At 61.3% G+C, this 17,100-nt stretch carries 13 protein-coding genes; 3 read left to right on the top strand and 10 right to left on the bottom strand.

What is annotated here, in order from left to right:
- Positions 1 to 70: 70 nt before the first annotated feature.
- The 5 genes from P2T68_RS28465 to P2T68_RS28485 all read right to left on the bottom strand — a co-directional run bounded on the left by P2T68_RS28465 (position 71) and on the right by P2T68_RS28485 (position 6,054).
- A complete protein-coding gene (locus P2T68_RS28465) occupies positions 71 to 655 on the bottom strand; it encodes a nucleotidyltransferase family protein (RefSeq protein ID WP_277378623.1) in 585 nt (194 codons plus the stop codon).
- Positions 652 to 1,638, bottom strand: coding sequence for an XdhC family protein (locus P2T68_RS28470; protein ID WP_069076850.1), 987 nt, complete (start codon positions 1,636 to 1,638; stop codon positions 652 to 654). The genes P2T68_RS28465 and P2T68_RS28470 overlap by 4 nt, the downstream gene beginning before the upstream one ends.
- The gene (locus P2T68_RS28475) at positions 1,638 to 3,959 is read right to left on the bottom strand and encodes a xanthine dehydrogenase family protein molybdopterin-binding subunit (RefSeq protein ID WP_277378624.1); all 2,322 of its coding nucleotides are present in this window, start codon (positions 3,957 to 3,959) and stop codon (positions 1,638 to 1,640) included. The genes P2T68_RS28470 and P2T68_RS28475 overlap by 1 nt, the downstream gene beginning before the upstream one ends.
- Complete coding sequence (locus P2T68_RS28480; protein WP_024076973.1) at positions 3,956 to 4,426, bottom strand: (2Fe-2S)-binding protein; 471 nt, start codon at positions 4,424 to 4,426, stop codon at positions 3,956 to 3,958. The genes P2T68_RS28475 and P2T68_RS28480 overlap by 4 nt, the downstream gene beginning before the upstream one ends.
- 296 nt (positions 4,427 to 4,722) lie before the next feature.
- Complete coding sequence (locus P2T68_RS28485) at positions 4,723 to 6,054, bottom strand: dicarboxylate/amino acid:cation symporter (protein ID WP_024076974.1); 1,332 nt, start codon at positions 6,052 to 6,054, stop codon at positions 4,723 to 4,725.
- A 339-nt stretch (positions 6,055 to 6,393) separates the two neighbouring features.
- Between P2T68_RS28485 and P2T68_RS28490 the strand changes: the two genes are divergently transcribed.
- Positions 6,394 to 7,392 carry an AraC family transcriptional regulator gene (locus tag P2T68_RS28490; RefSeq protein WP_277378625.1) on the top strand — a complete coding sequence of 333 codons (999 nt, stop codon included), beginning with the start codon at positions 6,394 to 6,396 and terminating at the stop codon, positions 7,390 to 7,392.
- 295 nt (positions 7,393 to 7,687) lie between these two features.
- Here the strand turns inward: P2T68_RS28490 and P2T68_RS28495 are convergent, their stop codons facing one another.
- Genes P2T68_RS28495 through P2T68_RS28505 form a run of 3 tightly spaced genes read right to left on the bottom strand, consistent with a single transcriptional unit; the run spans position 7,688 to position 10,035 of the window.
- Positions 7,688 to 9,034 carry an ATP-binding protein gene (locus P2T68_RS28495; RefSeq protein ID WP_024076976.1) on the bottom strand — a complete coding sequence of 449 codons (1,347 nt, stop codon included), beginning with the start codon at positions 9,032 to 9,034 and terminating at the stop codon, positions 7,688 to 7,690.
- Positions 9,031 to 9,708 (bottom strand): response regulator, encoded by a 678-nt coding sequence (locus P2T68_RS28500; protein WP_024076977.1) that lies wholly within the window; start codon positions 9,706 to 9,708, stop codon positions 9,031 to 9,033. The genes P2T68_RS28495 and P2T68_RS28500 overlap by 4 nt, the downstream gene beginning before the upstream one ends.
- A gap of 18 nt (positions 9,709 to 9,726) precedes the next feature.
- Positions 9,727 to 10,035: a hypothetical protein gene (locus P2T68_RS28505; RefSeq protein ID WP_102624088.1), complete on the bottom strand. Its 309-nt coding sequence runs from the start codon at positions 10,033 to 10,035 to the stop codon at positions 9,727 to 9,729.
- 137 nt (positions 10,036 to 10,172) lie between these two features.
- Here P2T68_RS28505 and P2T68_RS28510 point away from each other — a divergent pair, with 137 nt between their 5' ends.
- Positions 10,173 to 10,889, top strand: coding sequence for a 4'-phosphopantetheinyl transferase superfamily protein (locus P2T68_RS28510; RefSeq protein ID WP_069077447.1), 717 nt, complete (start codon positions 10,173 to 10,175; stop codon positions 10,887 to 10,889).
- 96 nt (positions 10,890 to 10,985) lie between these two features.
- Here the strand turns inward: P2T68_RS28510 and P2T68_RS28515 are convergent, their stop codons facing one another.
- Together P2T68_RS28515 and P2T68_RS28520 are read right to left on the bottom strand one after the other, a co-directional pair.
- A complete protein-coding gene (locus P2T68_RS28515; protein WP_069076854.1) occupies positions 10,986 to 12,596 on the bottom strand; it encodes an ATP-binding protein in 1,611 nt (536 codons plus the stop codon).
- Positions 12,593 to 13,318 carry a response regulator gene (locus P2T68_RS28520; protein ID WP_024076981.1) on the bottom strand — a complete coding sequence of 242 codons (726 nt, stop codon included), beginning with the start codon at positions 13,316 to 13,318 and terminating at the stop codon, positions 12,593 to 12,595. Before P2T68_RS28520 ends, P2T68_RS28515 begins: the two co-directional genes overlap by 4 nt.
- 781 nt (positions 13,319 to 14,099) lie before the next feature.
- Here P2T68_RS28520 and P2T68_RS28525 point away from each other — a divergent pair.
- Positions 14,100 to 16,997, top strand: coding sequence for a ribonucleoside-diphosphate reductase subunit alpha (locus P2T68_RS28525; RefSeq protein ID WP_024076982.1), 2,898 nt, complete (start codon positions 14,100 to 14,102; stop codon positions 16,995 to 16,997).
- The last annotated feature ends 103 nt before the right edge of the window (positions 16,998 to 17,100 follow it).

A 17,100-nucleotide genomic window follows, 5' to 3' on the forward strand; every position in this document is an offset into this window, starting at 1 on the left:
ATCACTCAGGCGGGGCTTTTTTTATGCGATCGGGTTGTGTCCTGTGTCCAGCGAGCCGGCTGCCAGAAGGTCAGGCAGGCACGAAACGTAATGCCGGTGGCACATCTACATCCCATAGCACGCCGGGGTCGTCCACGGGCACTTCCCGTACGCTGGCATGCGCAAACAGCGGTCGAGCCCCCCGGTCCCCCGTCAGCGCCATCAACGCTGGCCCGAGCGAACGCCCGAACATGACCGGATGCCCATACTGTCCAGCATGCACCGGCACACTGATACCCTCCGCGTGCGCCACCACCTGCTCAATACTGCTCGGCAGGATAAACGGCATATCCCCCAGCACCACCAACCAACCGTCGCTTGAACGGCTGGCCGCCACCGCCGCAGCAAGGCTGTCGCCCATGCCCGCCGAGCGCAGCAGCACCACTTCGCAGCCGTAGCGCTGTGCCAAACGAATGACTTCAAGCCGATCCGGCGAGGTCACCACACAGCGTTTTGCAACGCTATCAGGCACATTCACCAACACCTGCTCGAATACCGGCCGCGTCACGCCGTCCCGGCCAACGCACTGCGCCAGCAACTTGTCCTGATCAGCGCCGGCCGCAGCGCGAAAACGACTGCCCTGCCCCGCCGCCAGCACAATGGCAGTCACCATCACTCAACCACCGTCGACAGCGGCTTTTTTTGCACGGCCTCCACGCCGTTCTTGATCGCGACAATCTCTGCCATCAATGACAACGCGATCTCCGCCGGCGTGTGGCTGCCGATATGCAAACCGATCGGCCCGTGCAGACGCGCAATCGCATCGGCCGACAAACCAAGTGCCGCCAGGTTCTCACGGCGTTTCTGGCTATTGACCCGCGACCCCAGCGCGCCGATATAAAACGCACTGGAGTTCAGCGCCGTCAGCAGCGCCATGTCATCCAGGCGCGGGTCATGGGTCAGGCAGACGATGGCCGTGCGTTCGTCGGTCTGGATGTTCAGCACCGCTTCATCGGGCATACCTGGCACAAAGCGGCCGTGCTGTTCTTCCCAGCCATACACAAATTCATCCCGCGGGTCACAGATCAGCACTTCGAAATCCAGCAACCGCGCCATTTCCGCCACATAACGCGACAGTTGCCCGGCACCGATCAACAGGAGGCGCCAGCGCGGGCCGTAGATGGCGCGCAAACGCTCGCCATCAAAGCTCACCACGTCGGTCTTGTTCGCAGCACTCAGGCTCACAGCCCCCGTGGCCAGCTCCAGTTCGCGGGCGACAATTTCATGGGCCTCGCAGCGCGCCAGCAATTGGGCAACCCACTCCCACTCAATGACCCGCTCCTCGGTCAGGCGCAGGGTGCCGCCACATGGCAAGCCAAAGCGCGCTGCCTCATCCCGGGTCACGCCGTAAGTCACCAGTTGCACCGGCGGCCCGTCTTCGGCCAACCGCCCATCCTGCAAGCGCGCAATCAGGTCATCTTCGATGCACCCGCCAGATACCGAGCCAATCACCACGCCATCGCCGCGCAAAGCCAGCATGGCCCCCGGCGGGCGCGGCGCGCTGCCCCAGGTCTGGACCACGCTATACAACACCACCCGTTGCCCGGCGCGACGCCATTCGAGCACGCTACGCAGGACGTTCAGATCCACACTGTCCATCAGGCCTTCACCTCCTGCCAGCCTTGCAGTTGGTAACGCACCGGCAGTTCGCGGATACGCTTACCCGTCGCGGCAAAGATCGCATTGCACAGCGCCGGCGCAATCGGCGGCACGCCGGGCTCACCGACACCGCCTAATGGCACCTCGCCCTTTGGCGTGACCAGGTGCACGGCAACTTGCCTGGGCGCCAGGGACATGCGCGCCACTTCATACATATGGAAATTGTCCTGCTGGACCTTGCCATCCTTGAAGCTGATTTCACCCAGCACGGCATTCCCCAGGCCCATCACACAGGCGCCTTCGAACTGCGAGCGGATGCGCTCCGGGTTGATCTGCGGGCCACAGTCCACGGCAATATCGGCCTTGTGCACGATCAGGGTGCCATCACCCTGGACCTCTACCTCGATCACCGCGGCCACATAGGTGACGAAGCTGTAGTGCACCGCCAGCCCCAGACCTCGGCCCTTGGGCAAGGTGCGCCCCCAGCCCGCCGCCTTGGCTGCGGTTTCCAGCACACCACGCAGGCGGGCAGTGTCGATCGGGTAGCGCTCCGGGGATTCGCCGTAGTTCCACTCGTCACTCAGGGTTTTCGGATCGATCTGACGGTCTGGGCCAAGCAACTTGAGTTGGTATTGCAACGGGTCCTGGCCGGCCTTGTGCGCGAGTTCATCGACAAAGCATTGAATCGCAAAACCATGGGGGATGTTCGACACCGAACGGTACCAGCCAACCCGGGTATGGGCCGCCGCCTCTGGGTTTTCCAGGCGTACGTTAGGGATCGCGTAGGCCATGTTGGTAAAGCCCATGCCCAGCTCGAACGCTGCCTCATGGTTCATGCCCGGCGCAAACAGCGCGGTGATACTCGGGGCCACGGTGCGATGCAGCCAAGCGGACGGCAGGCCATCCTTGTTCAGGCCAGCCTTGAGGTATTCAACGGACACGGTGTGGAAATAAGCGTTATGGATGTCATCTTCACGGGTCCATTGCACACGCACGGCCTTGCCGGGGAATGCCTTGGCCAGGATGGCCGCCTCGACGACGAAGTCCGGCTTGGACTTGCGGCCAAAGCCACCGCCAAGCAATGTGACATTGACGGTGACGTTATCGAATGGCAGCCCCAGGCGCTCGGCGATTCGTTCACGGGTCACCTGGGGCGCCTGGCTGGGCGCCCAGGCTTCGCACTGGCCGTTGTCGAAACGAGCGATGGCGACCATCGGCTCCATCGGCGATTGGGCCAGATGGGGCAGGTAATAAGCGGCCTCCAGGGTACTGTCCGACTCGCCAAGGGCCTGGTCGAGATTGCCAGTATTGCGCACCACTTTGCCCGGCTTCTGCGCGGCGGCTTCCAGCGTCTTACGGTAGTCGACGGAGTTGTAGCCGGCGTTGACGCCATCGTCCCAGACAATGGTCAACGCTTCACGGCCCTTGATCGCCGCCCAGGTGTTGCTGGCGATAACGGCGATCCCACCAAGGGGCTGGAACTCCGAGGGCAGGGGCCGGCTTTCGATTTCCAGGACCTTGACCACGCCCGGCACCTTCAACGCCGCACTGGCATCGAAGGACTTGACCTTGCCGCCGTACACCTTCGGCCGTGCAACGGTGGCGTAGAGCATGCCGTCGAAATGCACGTCAGCGCCGTAGACCGCACGGCCATTGACGATATCGGCACCATCGATGGCCTTGACGCCCTCCTTGCCGATGTAGCGAAATTCCGACGGTTGCTTGAGGCGCAGGCTGTCTCGCGCCGGCACCGCCAATGCACCGGCAGTGGTGGCCAGCTCGCCATAACCCAATTCGCGAGCGCTCGGCTGGTGAATGACTTTGTGCAGTTGTGCCCGGCACTCGCCCACCGGAACGTTCCACTGCTCGGCAGCGGCCTGCTCCAGCATGGCCCGGACACTGGCGCCACAACGGCGCATCGGCTCATACCAATGGCGCATGCTGCGCGAGCCATCGGTGTCTTGGTTGCCGTAACGCACCTCATCACCGGGCGCCTGCTGGACCTTCACATGGGCCCAATCGGCGTCCAGCTCATCGGCAACCACCAGGCTCAGGCTGGTGCGCACGCCCTGGCCCATTTCCGAACGGTTGCAGATCACGGTCACCGTGCCGTCGGTGGCGATACTGACGTAGACCTTGGGATCGTCGATCAGCCCATGGGGCATGGCGTCGCCGCCGTACTTCTTCACCGCGTCGGCGGCGAAGGCATCGGGCAGGCCCCAACTGGCCGCCACCACCAACGCACCGGTAGCGCCGACCCCTTTGAGGAAGCCGCGACGACTGAGGTTATTGAGGACGAAATCAGCCGGTAATGCACTCATGCCTTGGCCTCCTGCAGGTGGGTGGCCGCCTGGCGGATCGCGGTCTTGATGCGGTTGTAGGTGCCGCAACGGCAGATATTGCCGACCATCGCTTCTTCAATTTGCGCATCGCTGGGGTTGGGATTGGTTTTCAGCAATGCAGTGGCCGACATGATCTGGCCGCCCTGGCAGTAACCGCACTGGGCCACGGCCGTGTCGAGCCAGGCTTGCTGGACCACCTGGCCGATGGGGTCGGTGTGCAGGTTGTCGATGGTGCTGATGGCCTGGCCCTTGACCGCGCCGATCGGGGTAATACAACTGCGGGCCGGCGCGCCGTCGATATGAATGGTGCACGCGCCGCACAGGCCCATGCCGCAGCCGAACTTGGTGCCGTTATAGCCGGCAACGTCGCGGATAGCCCACAACAGCGGCATATCCTCGGTGACGTCCAATGAATGGTCTTGACCGTTGAGTTTGAGGGTAATCATGGGCACGCCCGCATAGTGACTGGGTTATGGGGTCGAGCAATCTGCCCACTTGAAGAAAGCGGAGTCGGTTGACGCAGATGGCTCAGGCTAATCGGGCTCTCTTGTGAAGATAAATCCTCACCGGGCCTTTGATAAACGAGGTTTATGAACGGATAAAAAAACATCCTTAGGGTGCTAAGTTAACTCACCATTAACAAAAAAGCCCGGCTGAGCATTGATGAGCGCCACGCCTTGGGCCTGATCGCCAGGCACAAAAAAACCCATCCGAAGATGGGTTTTTCATACCGCGTGTCCGCTTACTTGATAACGGGAGCAGGGCCTTCAGCCACGCCCAGGTCGTCTTCTTCACGGGTGTCGGAGATACCGCGACCACCGGAAGCCAGTTCGACTTGCAGCTTGTCTTCGTCCAACTCCTTGACCCACTTGGCCACGACCAGGGTGGCAACGGCGTTACCGACCAGGTTGGTCAGGGCACGGGCTTCGGACATGAAGCGGTCGATACCCAGGATCAGCGCCAGGCCGGCAACCGGCAAGTGGCCCACGGCAGACAGGGTCGCTGCCAGTACGATGAAGCCGCTACCGGTCACGCCCGCAGCGCCTTTGGAGGACAGCAGCAGCACCAGCAACAGGGTGATCTGGTGGGTGATGTCCATGTGGGTGTCAGTCGCCTGGGCGATGAACACGGCAGCCATGGTCAGGTAGATCGAAGTACCGTCGAGGTTGAACGAGTAACCGGTCGGGATCACCAGGCCAACCACGGATTTCTTCGCGCCCAGGCGTTCCATCTTGATCAGCATGCGTGGCAGTGCGGACTCGGAGGACGAAGTACCCAGGACAATCAGCAGTTCTTCACGGATGTAGCGGATCAGTTTCAGCACGCTGAAACCGTGGGCGCGGCAGATGGCGCCAAGCACCACGACCACGAACAGGACGCAGGTGATATAGAAGCAGATCATCAGCTGGCCCAGTTGCACCAGCGAACCGACACCGTAGGCACCGATGGTGAACGCCATGGCGCCCAGGGCACCGATTGGCGCGAGCTTCATGATCATGTTGATGATGTTGAACATCACGTGGGCGAAGCGATCGATGAAGTCCAGCACCGGCTTGCCATAGGCACCCAGGCGATGCAGGGCGAAACCGAAGATCACCGAGAACATCAGCACTTGCAGGATGTCACCGGTCGCGAACGCGCCGACGATGGTGTTCGGGATCACGTTAAGCAGGAAGCCAACGATGCTCTGGTCTGCACCGGCAGTCACGTAGGCAGCGACTTTCGAAGCGTCCAGGGTGGCCACGTCGATGTGCATGCCGGCGCCCGGTTGCACAACGTTCACGACGACCAGGCCGATCAGCAGGGCGATGGTGGAAACGATTTCGAAGTACAGCAGCGCGTAGCCGCCGGTCTTGCCCACCGATTTCATGTTTTGCATGCCAGCGATACCGCTGACAACGGTGCAGAAGATGATCGGGGCGATGACCATTTTGATCAGCTTGATAAAGCCGTCACCCAGTGGCTTGAGGGCCACACCGGTCTGCGGGTAGAAGTGACCGAGCAAAATACCGATAACGATTGCAACGATCACCTGGAAATACAGGGATTTGTACAGTGGCTGACGAGTCGTCATTGCAAAGTTCCTCAATCGTCCCGTGTGGCAAATATCCGCCATTGCCCACGGCACTTGAATTGCGAACCCTCCTGCACTGGAGGGATTTGTTGTTTGCGAGGCCTGTAGGACCAAGCCTGCGCTGTCATCCTTATCGCAAACGCCGTGCCACTTTGCTGAAAATCCCCACAGGCCTTTAGACATCAGGGCCCGAGGGATTCCAGCGTAATCGGGGGCTGGGCCCGAGGTGGCGGATTTCCGCCCACCCGTCCAATCCCGTCCTACAATTTGGCGGATATCCGCCTTGTTGCTCCGTCAGGGGGTGGCTACCATCCGCCACTCCATGGACGAGGCCCCTTCATGCGTGAACGTACCATCGCCAGTCAATACGCCCGAGCCGCCCTCCGCGGTGCGCGTCGGGCCGGTTACGATTACACGGGCCTGTTGCTGCAGGTAGGCATTACCCCGGAACTGCTGAATGAACCTCGCGCCCGCATCGCGCCTGAGCAATTTACCCGGCTGTTGCAAATGCTCTGGCGCGAGCTGGATGACGAATACCTGGGGTTCGCCGAAGGCCCAAGCAAGCGCGGCACCTTCGCCATGATGTGCCATGCCCTGATCCACTGCCGCACCCTGGAGAAGGCTCTGGAACGCGGCTTATTATTTTATAGCCTATTCCCACAAGGTCCGCGTTGGCGGCTGACGCGTGATGGCGAAATGGCGCACTTGAGCCTGGATGATTCCCAGCTCTGGGACCCGGACCACTTCCTCAGCGAATGCCTGTTGGTCATCTGGCATCGCCTGGGCAGTTGGTTGATCGGTCAGCGTATCCGCCTGCACCAGGCCACGTTCAGCTACCCAATGCCGGACCATGCCAGCGAGTACGACCTGCTGTTTCCCTGCCCCCAGGTATTTGGCGCGCCAACCAGCAGCCTGGTATTCCCCGCACGCTATTTGAGCCTGCCGCTGTTGCAGGACGAACGCACGCTCAAGCTTTTCCTCGAGCGCTCCCCGGCTGATTTGCTGTCGCGGCCCGATGAAGGCGACAGTTTGAGCAGCCAGATCCGACGCCTGCTCAGCCGCGACCGCACACCCTGGCCGGATCTGGAAGCCGTCGCCCAGCACCTGCATATCAGCCCGCAGACCTTGCGTCGGCACCTGCGCGAAGAAGGCTGCAGCTTCCAGGCGCTCAAGGATGAGTTACGTCGGGATATCGCCATCTACCACCTGGGACGCGCGGACTTGTCATTGCAGGAGATCGCCGAGCAGCTGGGATTTTCCGAGCCGTCGGCGTTTCATCGGGCGTTCAAGAAGTGGACGGGATTGACACCTGGAGCCTATCGGGCCCAGGAAAGTTAGAAGATTGTTTGTTGTGACAAGCCCCAATGCCAGTCAGTTAAGGAGGAACACTGCAACGGTGGCGAGCGGGCTTGCCCTAATGCCGTTCAGTTAAGGCTTTTTTGTAGGAGCGAGGGGGACGCCTAGTTCTTGCTCGCGAAAAACTCACAGGCGCCGCGTTCATTCAGGAAACACGCGTTATCGTTGACGTTTTTCGCGAGCAAGCTCGCTCCTACAGAAGGCGATGTACGCTTAACTGAACGGCATTAGGGCAAGCCCGCCTGCCACAAAGGATGCCTTAACCACGGCTAGCCGATCACACGGCCGGAAAGTGAATCCTGAAGGCCGCCCCACCCAGTGTTGAATCCCCCAGGGTCAGGCGCGCGCCGTAGCTTTCGATGATGTCCTTGACCACCGCCAAGCCGATGCCCTGCCCCGGATGCTGACGGTCCAGGCGCTCGCCCCGTTGCAGAATCCGCGCACGCTGGTCCGGCGGTACGCCGGGGCCGTCATCTTCGATACACAACTCGGTGCCCTCCAGACTTTCCACCAAACTGATGCGCACCTCGCTCAGGCACAGGCGGTAGGCGTTTTCCAGCAGGTTGCCGAGTAATTCGAGCAACGCGCCCTTTTCAATCGGCACATCGCACTCTGGGGGTAAGTCGAAGGCCACCGTGACCCGCTTGTCGCGGTACACCTTGCCCAGGGTGTCGCACAAGCTTTGCACCACCGGTTCCAGGCGCACCTGATGGCGCACCAGGCCGCTTTTGCGCAGGCTGGCGCGCTGCAATTGGTAGCTGATCTGCTGGCTCATGCGCTCGATCTGCGATTGCAGGACCCTGGCCTGGTCGCGGTCCTCAGGGCGCTGGGCCATGTCTTCGCTCACGCCCTGCAACACTGCCAACGGGGTTTTCAGGCTGTGGGCCAGGTCGTCAAGGGAGTCGCGGTAGCGGGTGCGTTGTTCTCGTTCGCTGTGCAGCAGGCGGTTGAGGGAGCCCGTCAGGCGCAGCAGTTCGCGGGGGTGTTGTTCACTGAGGCTTTCGCGGGTACCGCCCTCGATCTGGTCCAGCTCCTGGCTCAGGCGCCGCAGGGCTTGCAGGCCCCAGGTCAAGCCCAGCCACAACAAGGTCAACAGCACCAGCAAGGCCGCGCCGAAGCCCAGGTAGAGGTTTTCGCGCAGGCCTTCGAGGGTCAGTTGGTATTCGCGCACAGGTTGCAGGGCGACGATACTGAACGCCGCGCTCTTGCCCCCCAGCAGCTTGACCTCCACGTCATAGACGAAGAACTCCTGGCCATTGGCTTCGCGAATCCGCGCAAATTCATTGCCGCGCCCGTCGTAGCGCGGCTTGTAGTTGATGTTTTCTTCACGGGTCGCGCGCGAGCGCCACACCAGGTGGCCTTCGCGGTCGTAGATATAGCCGAGCAGCCGGCTATCGGTCAGGTTGAAGCGTTCGTCCGGCAACTGCGCGGGCATCAGCAGGCGGTTGTTTTCAACCCGCGCCGCCGAAATCAAGGTGGTCACGTCCGAGGCCAGGCGCTGCTCGATGGAATCCTGCAGCGCCAGGCTGAAGGCGCCCTGCATGGCCGGCAACAACCCCAGCATAAACAGCACGGCCAAGGTCGCGGCCGCCAGCATCAAGCGCACACGTAGCGAGCGAATCAACGGCAACGCTCATTGAACAGGTAACCCAAGCCGCGCACGGTGTCGATCGGCTTGAACCCTGCCGTGCCTTCCAGCTTGCGGCGCAGGCGGCCAACCAGCACTTCGATGACGTTCGGGTCGCGCTCGTCGTCATCGGGGTAGAGCTGCTCCATCAAGCGGTCCTTGGCGACCACTTGTTGATGGTGACGCATCAGGTATTCAAGGATCCGATATTCATAGGCGGTCAGCGCCAACGGCTGCTCATCCAGGGACGCCTGCTTGCGATTGAGGTCCAGCAGCAACGGCCCGGCGACAATGGTCGACTGGGTAAAACCGCTGGAGCGGCGCAACAAGGCGTTCATGCGCGCCTCCAGTTCTTCGAACTGGAAAGGCTTGACCACATAGTCGTCGGCACCAGCCGCCAACCCCTCGACCTTGTCCTGCCAGTTGCCACGGGCGGTCAGGATCAGGATCGGGAAGGTCTTGGCCTGGCTGCGCAGTTGGCGGATCAAATCCAGGCCACCCATGCCAGGCAAGCCGAGGTCGATAATGGCCAGGTCATGGTTGAATTGCCCGGTCTGGTACAAGGCTTCTTCGGCATTGGCCACGGCCTCAACCACATGGCCGCTGTCGGTCAGGCGGGTAAACAGGTGATGACGCAGCAGCGCCTCATCTTCCACCACCAGCAATTTCATAAGGCTCTCCAAGGCAATTCAACTGTCCGACAGGGGGATATCATAGCGGCCCTGCAGGTCTTGCGGGCGCAGTTTAGTGCCATTGTACTCACCAGTCAGGCGACCATAGCCGACGCGATAAGCCGCCTGCGGGGTGGCAAGCCCCAGCGACCGGCCCCAAGGGGCGGCCTGAGTGCCTGCATCTTCGAAGCTGACACGATGAATCAGGTTGCTGGATTTCTTGGTTCGCTCGCTACCGAATGCTGCAAAGGCGCTATCAGAGGCCTGGACCCCGGCAGTGGCACTGAGCATGGTCAACGCCAACATCAGCTTCTTGATCGCAGTCATGGTGCTACCTCATACGCGTTTGGGCTGTGGGATCCAGACTACGCAGGCGCCCCTGAACTCCCCCTGAACAGGCTCTGAACCTCACCTGAACCACTGTGGGCTATCCACTGGCGCACCAACTCGGCAAAATACCGCACATGACGCCCCTACCCGCTTGCTGCACCCCACTCGACGCCCATTGGCCGCTGCCCGATCCTTTGCCGGGCACGGTGTTTCTCAGCACGCGCTTCGACCCTGCCTTGTTGGCGCCGGGTGATTTCCAGCGCAGCGCGGTACCCCCGCCGGCAAGCATCCAGCGCTCAGTGGCCAAGCGCCAGGCGGAGTTTCTCGCCGGCCGACTGTGCGCTCGCGCCGCGCTGCAACACCTTGACCAGCTGGATTGCGTCCCGGCCATCGGCGAAGACCGTGCGCCGGTCTGGCCAGGGCATATCAGTGGCTCCATCACCCACAGCACCGGGCATGCGGCGGCGATAGTCGGCCACAAGGCGCAGTGGCGCGGGCTGGGCATGGACCTGGAAAATATGCTGAGCCTGGAACGGGCAGAACGCCTGGCCGGGGAAATCCTCACCGTTGATGAGTTGCAGCGCATGGCCGTGCTGCCCCGCGAGCAACATGCGCAGCTGGTCACCTTGACGTTTTCGGCCAAGGAGAGCCTGTTCAAGGCGCTTTATCCGATCGTGCAGAAGCGCTTCTACTTTGAGCATGCCGAGGTGCTGGAGTGGTCGGAGGCCGGGGCTGTACGGTTGCGCCTGTTGACGGACCTGTCCAGTGAGTGGTGCCGCGGCAAGGACCTTACCGCGCAGTTCGTTGTGAATGAGGGGCAGTTGTTGAGCCTGGTTGCCATCGGCGCTTGATAGACCGCCATCGGGAGCAAGCTCCCTCCCACAGGGGAGCGCATTCCAAATGTGGGAGGGTCGATGCGACGATTCCACGGGCTCCCGATGGCGGGGTCAGGGTTTATCCTGATCCCTGGGCCAACTCAAGCTGAAACACGCCCCACCCAGGTTGTTGCTCTTGCTGATCAACGCCCGACCGCCGTGCCAGTAGATAATCCGCCGGACAATCGACAACCCCAGGCCATGCCCGCCCGATGCACGGGTGCGGCTGTCGTCCAAGCGCAGGAAGGGCGTGAAGATGCGCTCCCAGGCGCTTTCCGGCACGCCGGGGCCATCGTCTTCCACATCGATGCGGCAGCGCACCTGGCCGACCTGATAACTGATCAGCACCCGCCCCTGGGCATGCCGCATGGCGTTGCTCACCAGGTTTTGCAGCGCACGGTGTAAGTAGCGCGGTTCTGCATCGACCCAGGCGTCATCCCAATGTGCCGATGACAGGCAAATACCCCGAGCCACATTGACCTGCGGACGCAGTGGCGACAATTCGCCGATCACCTGATCGAGCAGCGCATCGAGGTCGACCCGCTGGAAATTCAGCTCCGGCGCGCCCTGCTCCAGGCGGGCGTAGGTGAGCATTTCGTCCACCAGGCCATCGAGGTCCTGGATATCGCTGTCCATGCCTTCCATATATTTGCGCCGGGCTTCGGGGCTGGCGGCTTCGCCAATCATCTCCAGGCCGAAGCGCAGGCGCGCCACTGGCGTGCGCAATTCGTGGGACACGGCGCGCACCAGTTCGCGCTGGATCGCCAGCAACTGCTGCAGGTGCTCGGCCATGCCATTGAACGCCGCAGCCAGGCGCCCGACCGAATCGGCACCGCGGGCGGGCACACGCACTTCCAGGTTGCCCTTGGCGATGCGCGTGGCCGCGGCTTCCAGGCCCTTGAGTCGTCGTTCGAGCTGGCGCACCAATAAATAGACAATCAGGCCGATCAGGGTCAGGCCGATCAGGGCAATCAGGATCAACCATTGTGCCGGGTACGGGTTCATTTGATACAACGGGCCGATTTCGAGCACCCAGGGCGTACCGACCATGCCGGCAAACACCCGGATCGAATCACCCCCTTTGCCCAGCGCCATGACCGTATCGCCTTCCGCGACCCGGCGACGCTGATCATCGTCCATATCGGCCTGGTCGAGGTTCATCAGGTGCATCTCAAAGCCAAAGCCCTTGGCTTCCTTTATAGCGGCCAAGCGTTGTGGCTGTTCGGCCACCGGGAAACGCACCAGTTCGTCGGCCAGCAGGTAAATCGTTGCGCGCGCCAGTTGCTCGCTGATCTGTTGCACTTCGCCGGTCAGTACGAGTGACTCTTGCTCACTGACCAGGCGCAGCACCCGCGCCGCATGCGGGCCGGTCTGCTCCACCAGTACCTGGCCGCGTTGCAGGCGGTTGCGTTGGCTCAAGTCCAGTTGCGCCTCGCTGAGGGTGCGCAGTTCCAGGGGGATGCCTAACAACCGCTCCCACACCGCCAGGGCGCGCTGGCGCTCGATCGGGCTCATGGGTTGCAGGTTGTCGCCCATCAAGGCAAAGGTGCCGTGGGCCAGGCGTTCGCGGTACTGGCCGCTGCGCACTTCATTGAGCAGGTGCAAGGCCAGCACGCCCAGCAGCGCCACCAGGATCAGCGCCGCGCACATGCCGCCATAGATACGCAGGAAGATCGAATTCACAGCGGCATATCGGCGGCGGCTTCAGGAACGAACAGGTAGCCCTTGCTGCGGATGGTCTTGATCAGGCGCGGGTGGATCGGGTCGTCGCCGATTTTCGGGCGAATGCGTGAAATGCGTACATCGATGGAACGGTCCTGGCCGTCATAGCCGATGCCGCGCAGGGCGATGAAGATCTCTTCGCGAGACAGGATACGCCCGGCGTTCGCCACCAGCAGCCAGAGCAAGTCGAACTCGGCGCTGGTTAGCTCGATGCCGCCGTCGTGCAACCAGGCTTCGCGCAGGGCGTTGTCCACCACCAGCGGGCCGAATTGCAGGCGACGCTGGTTTTCCACCACAGCCGGTTCGGCCGGTTCGCTGCGCCGCAGCAGGGCCTGGATGCGCGCGAGCAACAGGCGCGGACGCACGGGTTTACAGACATAGTCGTCGGCGCCCATGTCCAGGCCCATGACCTGGTCCATGTCGTCGGTGCGCGCGGTCAGCATGAGGATCACCCCGTCGTAGCGCTCGCGCACCTTGCGACAAATGCTCAGGCCGTCTTCGCCGGGCAACATCAGGTCGAGGATCACCAGGTCGGGTTGCTCGGCGATGATCCGTGCCGCAGCCTGGGCGCCGTCGCTTTCCACCGACACCCGCAAGCCGTTGCTCTCCAGATAATCGCGGGTCAACTCGGCGAGTCGCTCGTCATCCTCGACGATCAGTATTTGCCAGGCTTCGTGCTCCACGGGTAATCCTCGTTGTTATTAAGGGATTGATTGGCCTGTTCGATCAAAGGTGGGAGCAAGCCCCCTCCCACATGTTGATCTTCGCCAGCCACACCTTATTTGTAATGTTGTGAGGGCATAACAATGATCGATTGTAGCCATGCCCCAATCCTCAAACACAAGCCGGGAAATGCGTTCGGTGATCGAGTTTTTTTGTGATAGGGTTCGCGCCCTCAAAAATCCAATCGCATGTTTTTACCTTGGAATATTCAGTGACAAACGGCGTAATCCAGCAGTACTGCGGCCTACACGGGTGTTCCAAGTTTCATACACATTTTACTCACAGCGTTATCCACAGGTCTTGCGTTGCTAAGCCTCCAAAAACGCATTATCTTGTACCTCGGCGCCAAAAAAACCCTACATGTAGGGTTTTTAGCAAAAAGACCCAACACAAATCAGACGAGAAACTCAAGCCCTTTCTTGCTCCTGTTTGGTCTGACCCCTGGATTATTTGAAAGCCCAAACCGCTCAAGCGGATGGCAACCGTTTTCAAGCTCCAACAGCGCAAAACGGTACGGGTGTTGCAGTGCTTGAACCTGGCAACTGTCACCCACCAGGAATACGGCGAAGGGCCTTTGAGCCCCGAACCGAAGACTTCGGCATGGAAGCGGCGCAAACAGCTCCCTTCCTCCTGTCCCGAAGTTGTTATGCCAGGCCCAGGCCTGCTGTAAGTGCTTCAGGACGGAACGGTGGGCACCGTGATGGTGCCCAAATAAATATAGAAATGTGGAGACAACCCCCCATGCAAACCGACACAACTCGCGAGAACCCGCAGGGCTCCGTGCCGCAGGCCGCTGATTCGAATATGGATCTGTCCGCCACTGCACCTGGCCAACTGCGCGTGATCAAGCGTAACGGCACTGTCGTTCCTTACACCGATGACAAAATCACCGTCGCCATCACCAAAGCGTTTCTTGCAGTTGAAGGCGGCACCGCTGCTGCCTCGTCGCGCATCCATGACACCGTTGCCCGCCTGACCGAACAAGTCACCGCGACCTTCAAGCGTCGCATGCCGTCGGGCGGCACCATCCACATCGAAGAAATCCAGGACCAGGTCGAACTGGCCCTGATGCGTGCCGGCGAGCAGAAAGTGGCCCGCGACTACGTGATCTACCGTGACTCGCGCGCCAAGGAACGTGCCGTGCGCGCCCCTGCCGCCGACGCCGCCGTACAGGCGCACCCGTCGATCCGCATCACCCTGGCCGACGGTACCTTTGCACCGCTGGACCTGGGCCGCCTGAACACCATCGTCACCGAAGCCTGCGAAGGCCTGGAAGAAGTCGACGGTGACCTGATCCAGCGCGAAACCCTGAAGAACCTGTACGACGGCGTGGCCCTGACCGACGTCAACACCGCCCTGGTGATGACCGCCCGTACCCTGGTTGAACGCGAGCCAAACTACTCGTTCGTGACCGCGCGCCTGCTGATGGACACCCTGCGTGCCGAAGGCCTGGGCTTCCTCGGCGTGGCCGAGAGCGCCACCCACCACGAGATGGCCGACCTGTACGCCAAGGCCCTGCCGGCCTACATCGCCAAGGGTATCGAATACGAATTGCTGAACCCGGTCCTGGCCACCTTCGACCTGGAAAAACTCGGCAAGGCGATCAACCACGAACGCGACCAGCAGTTTACCTACCTGGGCCTGCAGACCCTGTACGACCGTTACTTTATCCACAAGGACGGTATCCGCTTCGAATTGCCGCAAGTGTTCTTCATGCGCGTGGCCATGGGCCTGGCGATCGAAGAAAAGCATAAAGAAGACCGTGCGATCGAGTTCTACAACCTGCTGTCGTCCTTCGACTACATGTCGTCGACCCCGACCCTGTTCAACGCCGGCACCCTGCGTCCACAGCTGTCGAGCTGCTACCTGACCACCGTGCCGGATGACCTGTCGGGCATCTACCATGCGATCCACGACAACGCCATGCTGTCCAAATTCGCTGGCGGCCTGGGCAACGACTGGACGCCAGTGCGTGCACTGGGTTCGTACATCAAGGGCACCAACGGCAAGTCCCAGGGCGTTGTACCGTTCCTGAAAGTGGTGAACGACACCGCCGTCGCCGTGAACCAGGGTGGCAAGCGCAAAGGCGCTGTGTGTGCCTACCTGGAAACCTGGCACATGGACATTGAAGAGTTCATCGAGCTGCGCAAGAACACGGGCGATGACCGTCGTCGTACCCACGACATGAACACCGCCAACTGGATCCCTGACCTGTTCATGAAGCGTGTCTTCGATGACGGCAAATGGACCCTGTTCTCGCCCTCCGAAGTGCCGGACCTGCACGACCTGACCGGCAAGGCCTTCGAAGAACGCTACGAGTACTACGAAGCCCTCACCGAGTACCCAGGCAAGGTCAAGCTGTTCAAGACCATCCAGGCCAAGGACCTGTGGCGCAAAATGCTGTCCATGCTGTTCGAAACCGGCCACCCATGGCTGACCTTCAAGGACCCATGCAACCTGCGCAGCCCGCAGCAGCACGTGGGCGTGGTCCACAGCTCGAACCTGTGCACCGAGATCACCTTGAACACCAACAAGGACGAGATCGCCGTTTGCAACCTGGGCTCGATCAACCTGCCGAACCACATCGTCAACGGCAAGCTGGACACCGCCAAGCTGGAGCGCACCGTCAACACCGCCGTACGCATGCTCGATAACGTTATCGACATCAACTACTACTCGGTGCCACAGGCGCAGAACTCCAACTTCAAGCACCGTCCAGTCGGCCTGGGCATCATGGGCTTCCAGGACGCGCTGTACCTGCAGCACATTCCTTACGGTTCGGATGCAGCGGTCGAGTTCGCCGACAAGTCCATGGAAGCGGTCAGCTACTACGCGATCCAGGCTTCCTGCGACCTGGCCGACGAGCGCGGCGCCTACGAGACGTTCCAGGGTTCGCTGTGGTCCAAGGGCATCCTGCCGCTGGATTCGCAACAGATCCTGATCGAGCAACGCGGCCAGAAGTACATCGACGTTGACCTGAACGAATCCCTGGACTGGGCGCCGGTACGTGCCCGTGTGCAGAAAGGTATTCGTAACTCCAACATCATGGCCATCGCACCGACCGCGACCATCGCCAACATTACTGGCGTATCGCAGTCGATCGAACCGACCTACCAGAACCTGTATGTGAAATCGAACCTGTCGGGCGAATTCACCGTGATCAACCCGTACCTGGTTCGCGACCTGAAAGCCCGTGGCCTGTGGGACTCGGTGATGATCAACGACCTGAAGTACTACGACGGTTCCGTGCAGCAGATCGAACGCATCCCGCAAGAACTCAAAGAGCTCTACGCGACCGCTTTCGAAGTGGACACCAAGTGGATCGTTGACGCCGCCAGCCGTCGTCAGAAGTGGATCGACCAGGCTCAGTCGCTGAACCTGTACATCGCCGGCGCATCGGGCAAGAAGCTGGACGTGACCTACCGCATGGCGTGGTACCGTGGCCTGAAAACCACTTACTACCTCCGTGCCCTGGCCGCGACCAGCACCGAGAAGTCGACCATCAACACCGGCAAGCTGAACGCGGTTTCCAGCGGCGGCAACCACGGTGATGACTCGGTGCTCGCAGCGCCAGCCGGCCCGGCCCCCGTGCCAAAGGCCTGCGCGATCGACGAGCCGGATTGCGAAGCCTGCCAATAAGCTGAGCCGCTCCTGGGCTTGAACGCCCCGGATTGAAAAAGCCCGATAGACCCCGACTGCATAGGGTTTATCGGGCTTTTTGGTTTCCTCATGTCCCCCCCCG

This window comes from Pseudomonas sp. G11 (assembly GCF_029457515.1).
Classification (GTDB): Bacteria; Pseudomonadota; Gammaproteobacteria; order Pseudomonadales; family Pseudomonadaceae; genus Aquipseudomonas; species Aquipseudomonas gorinensis.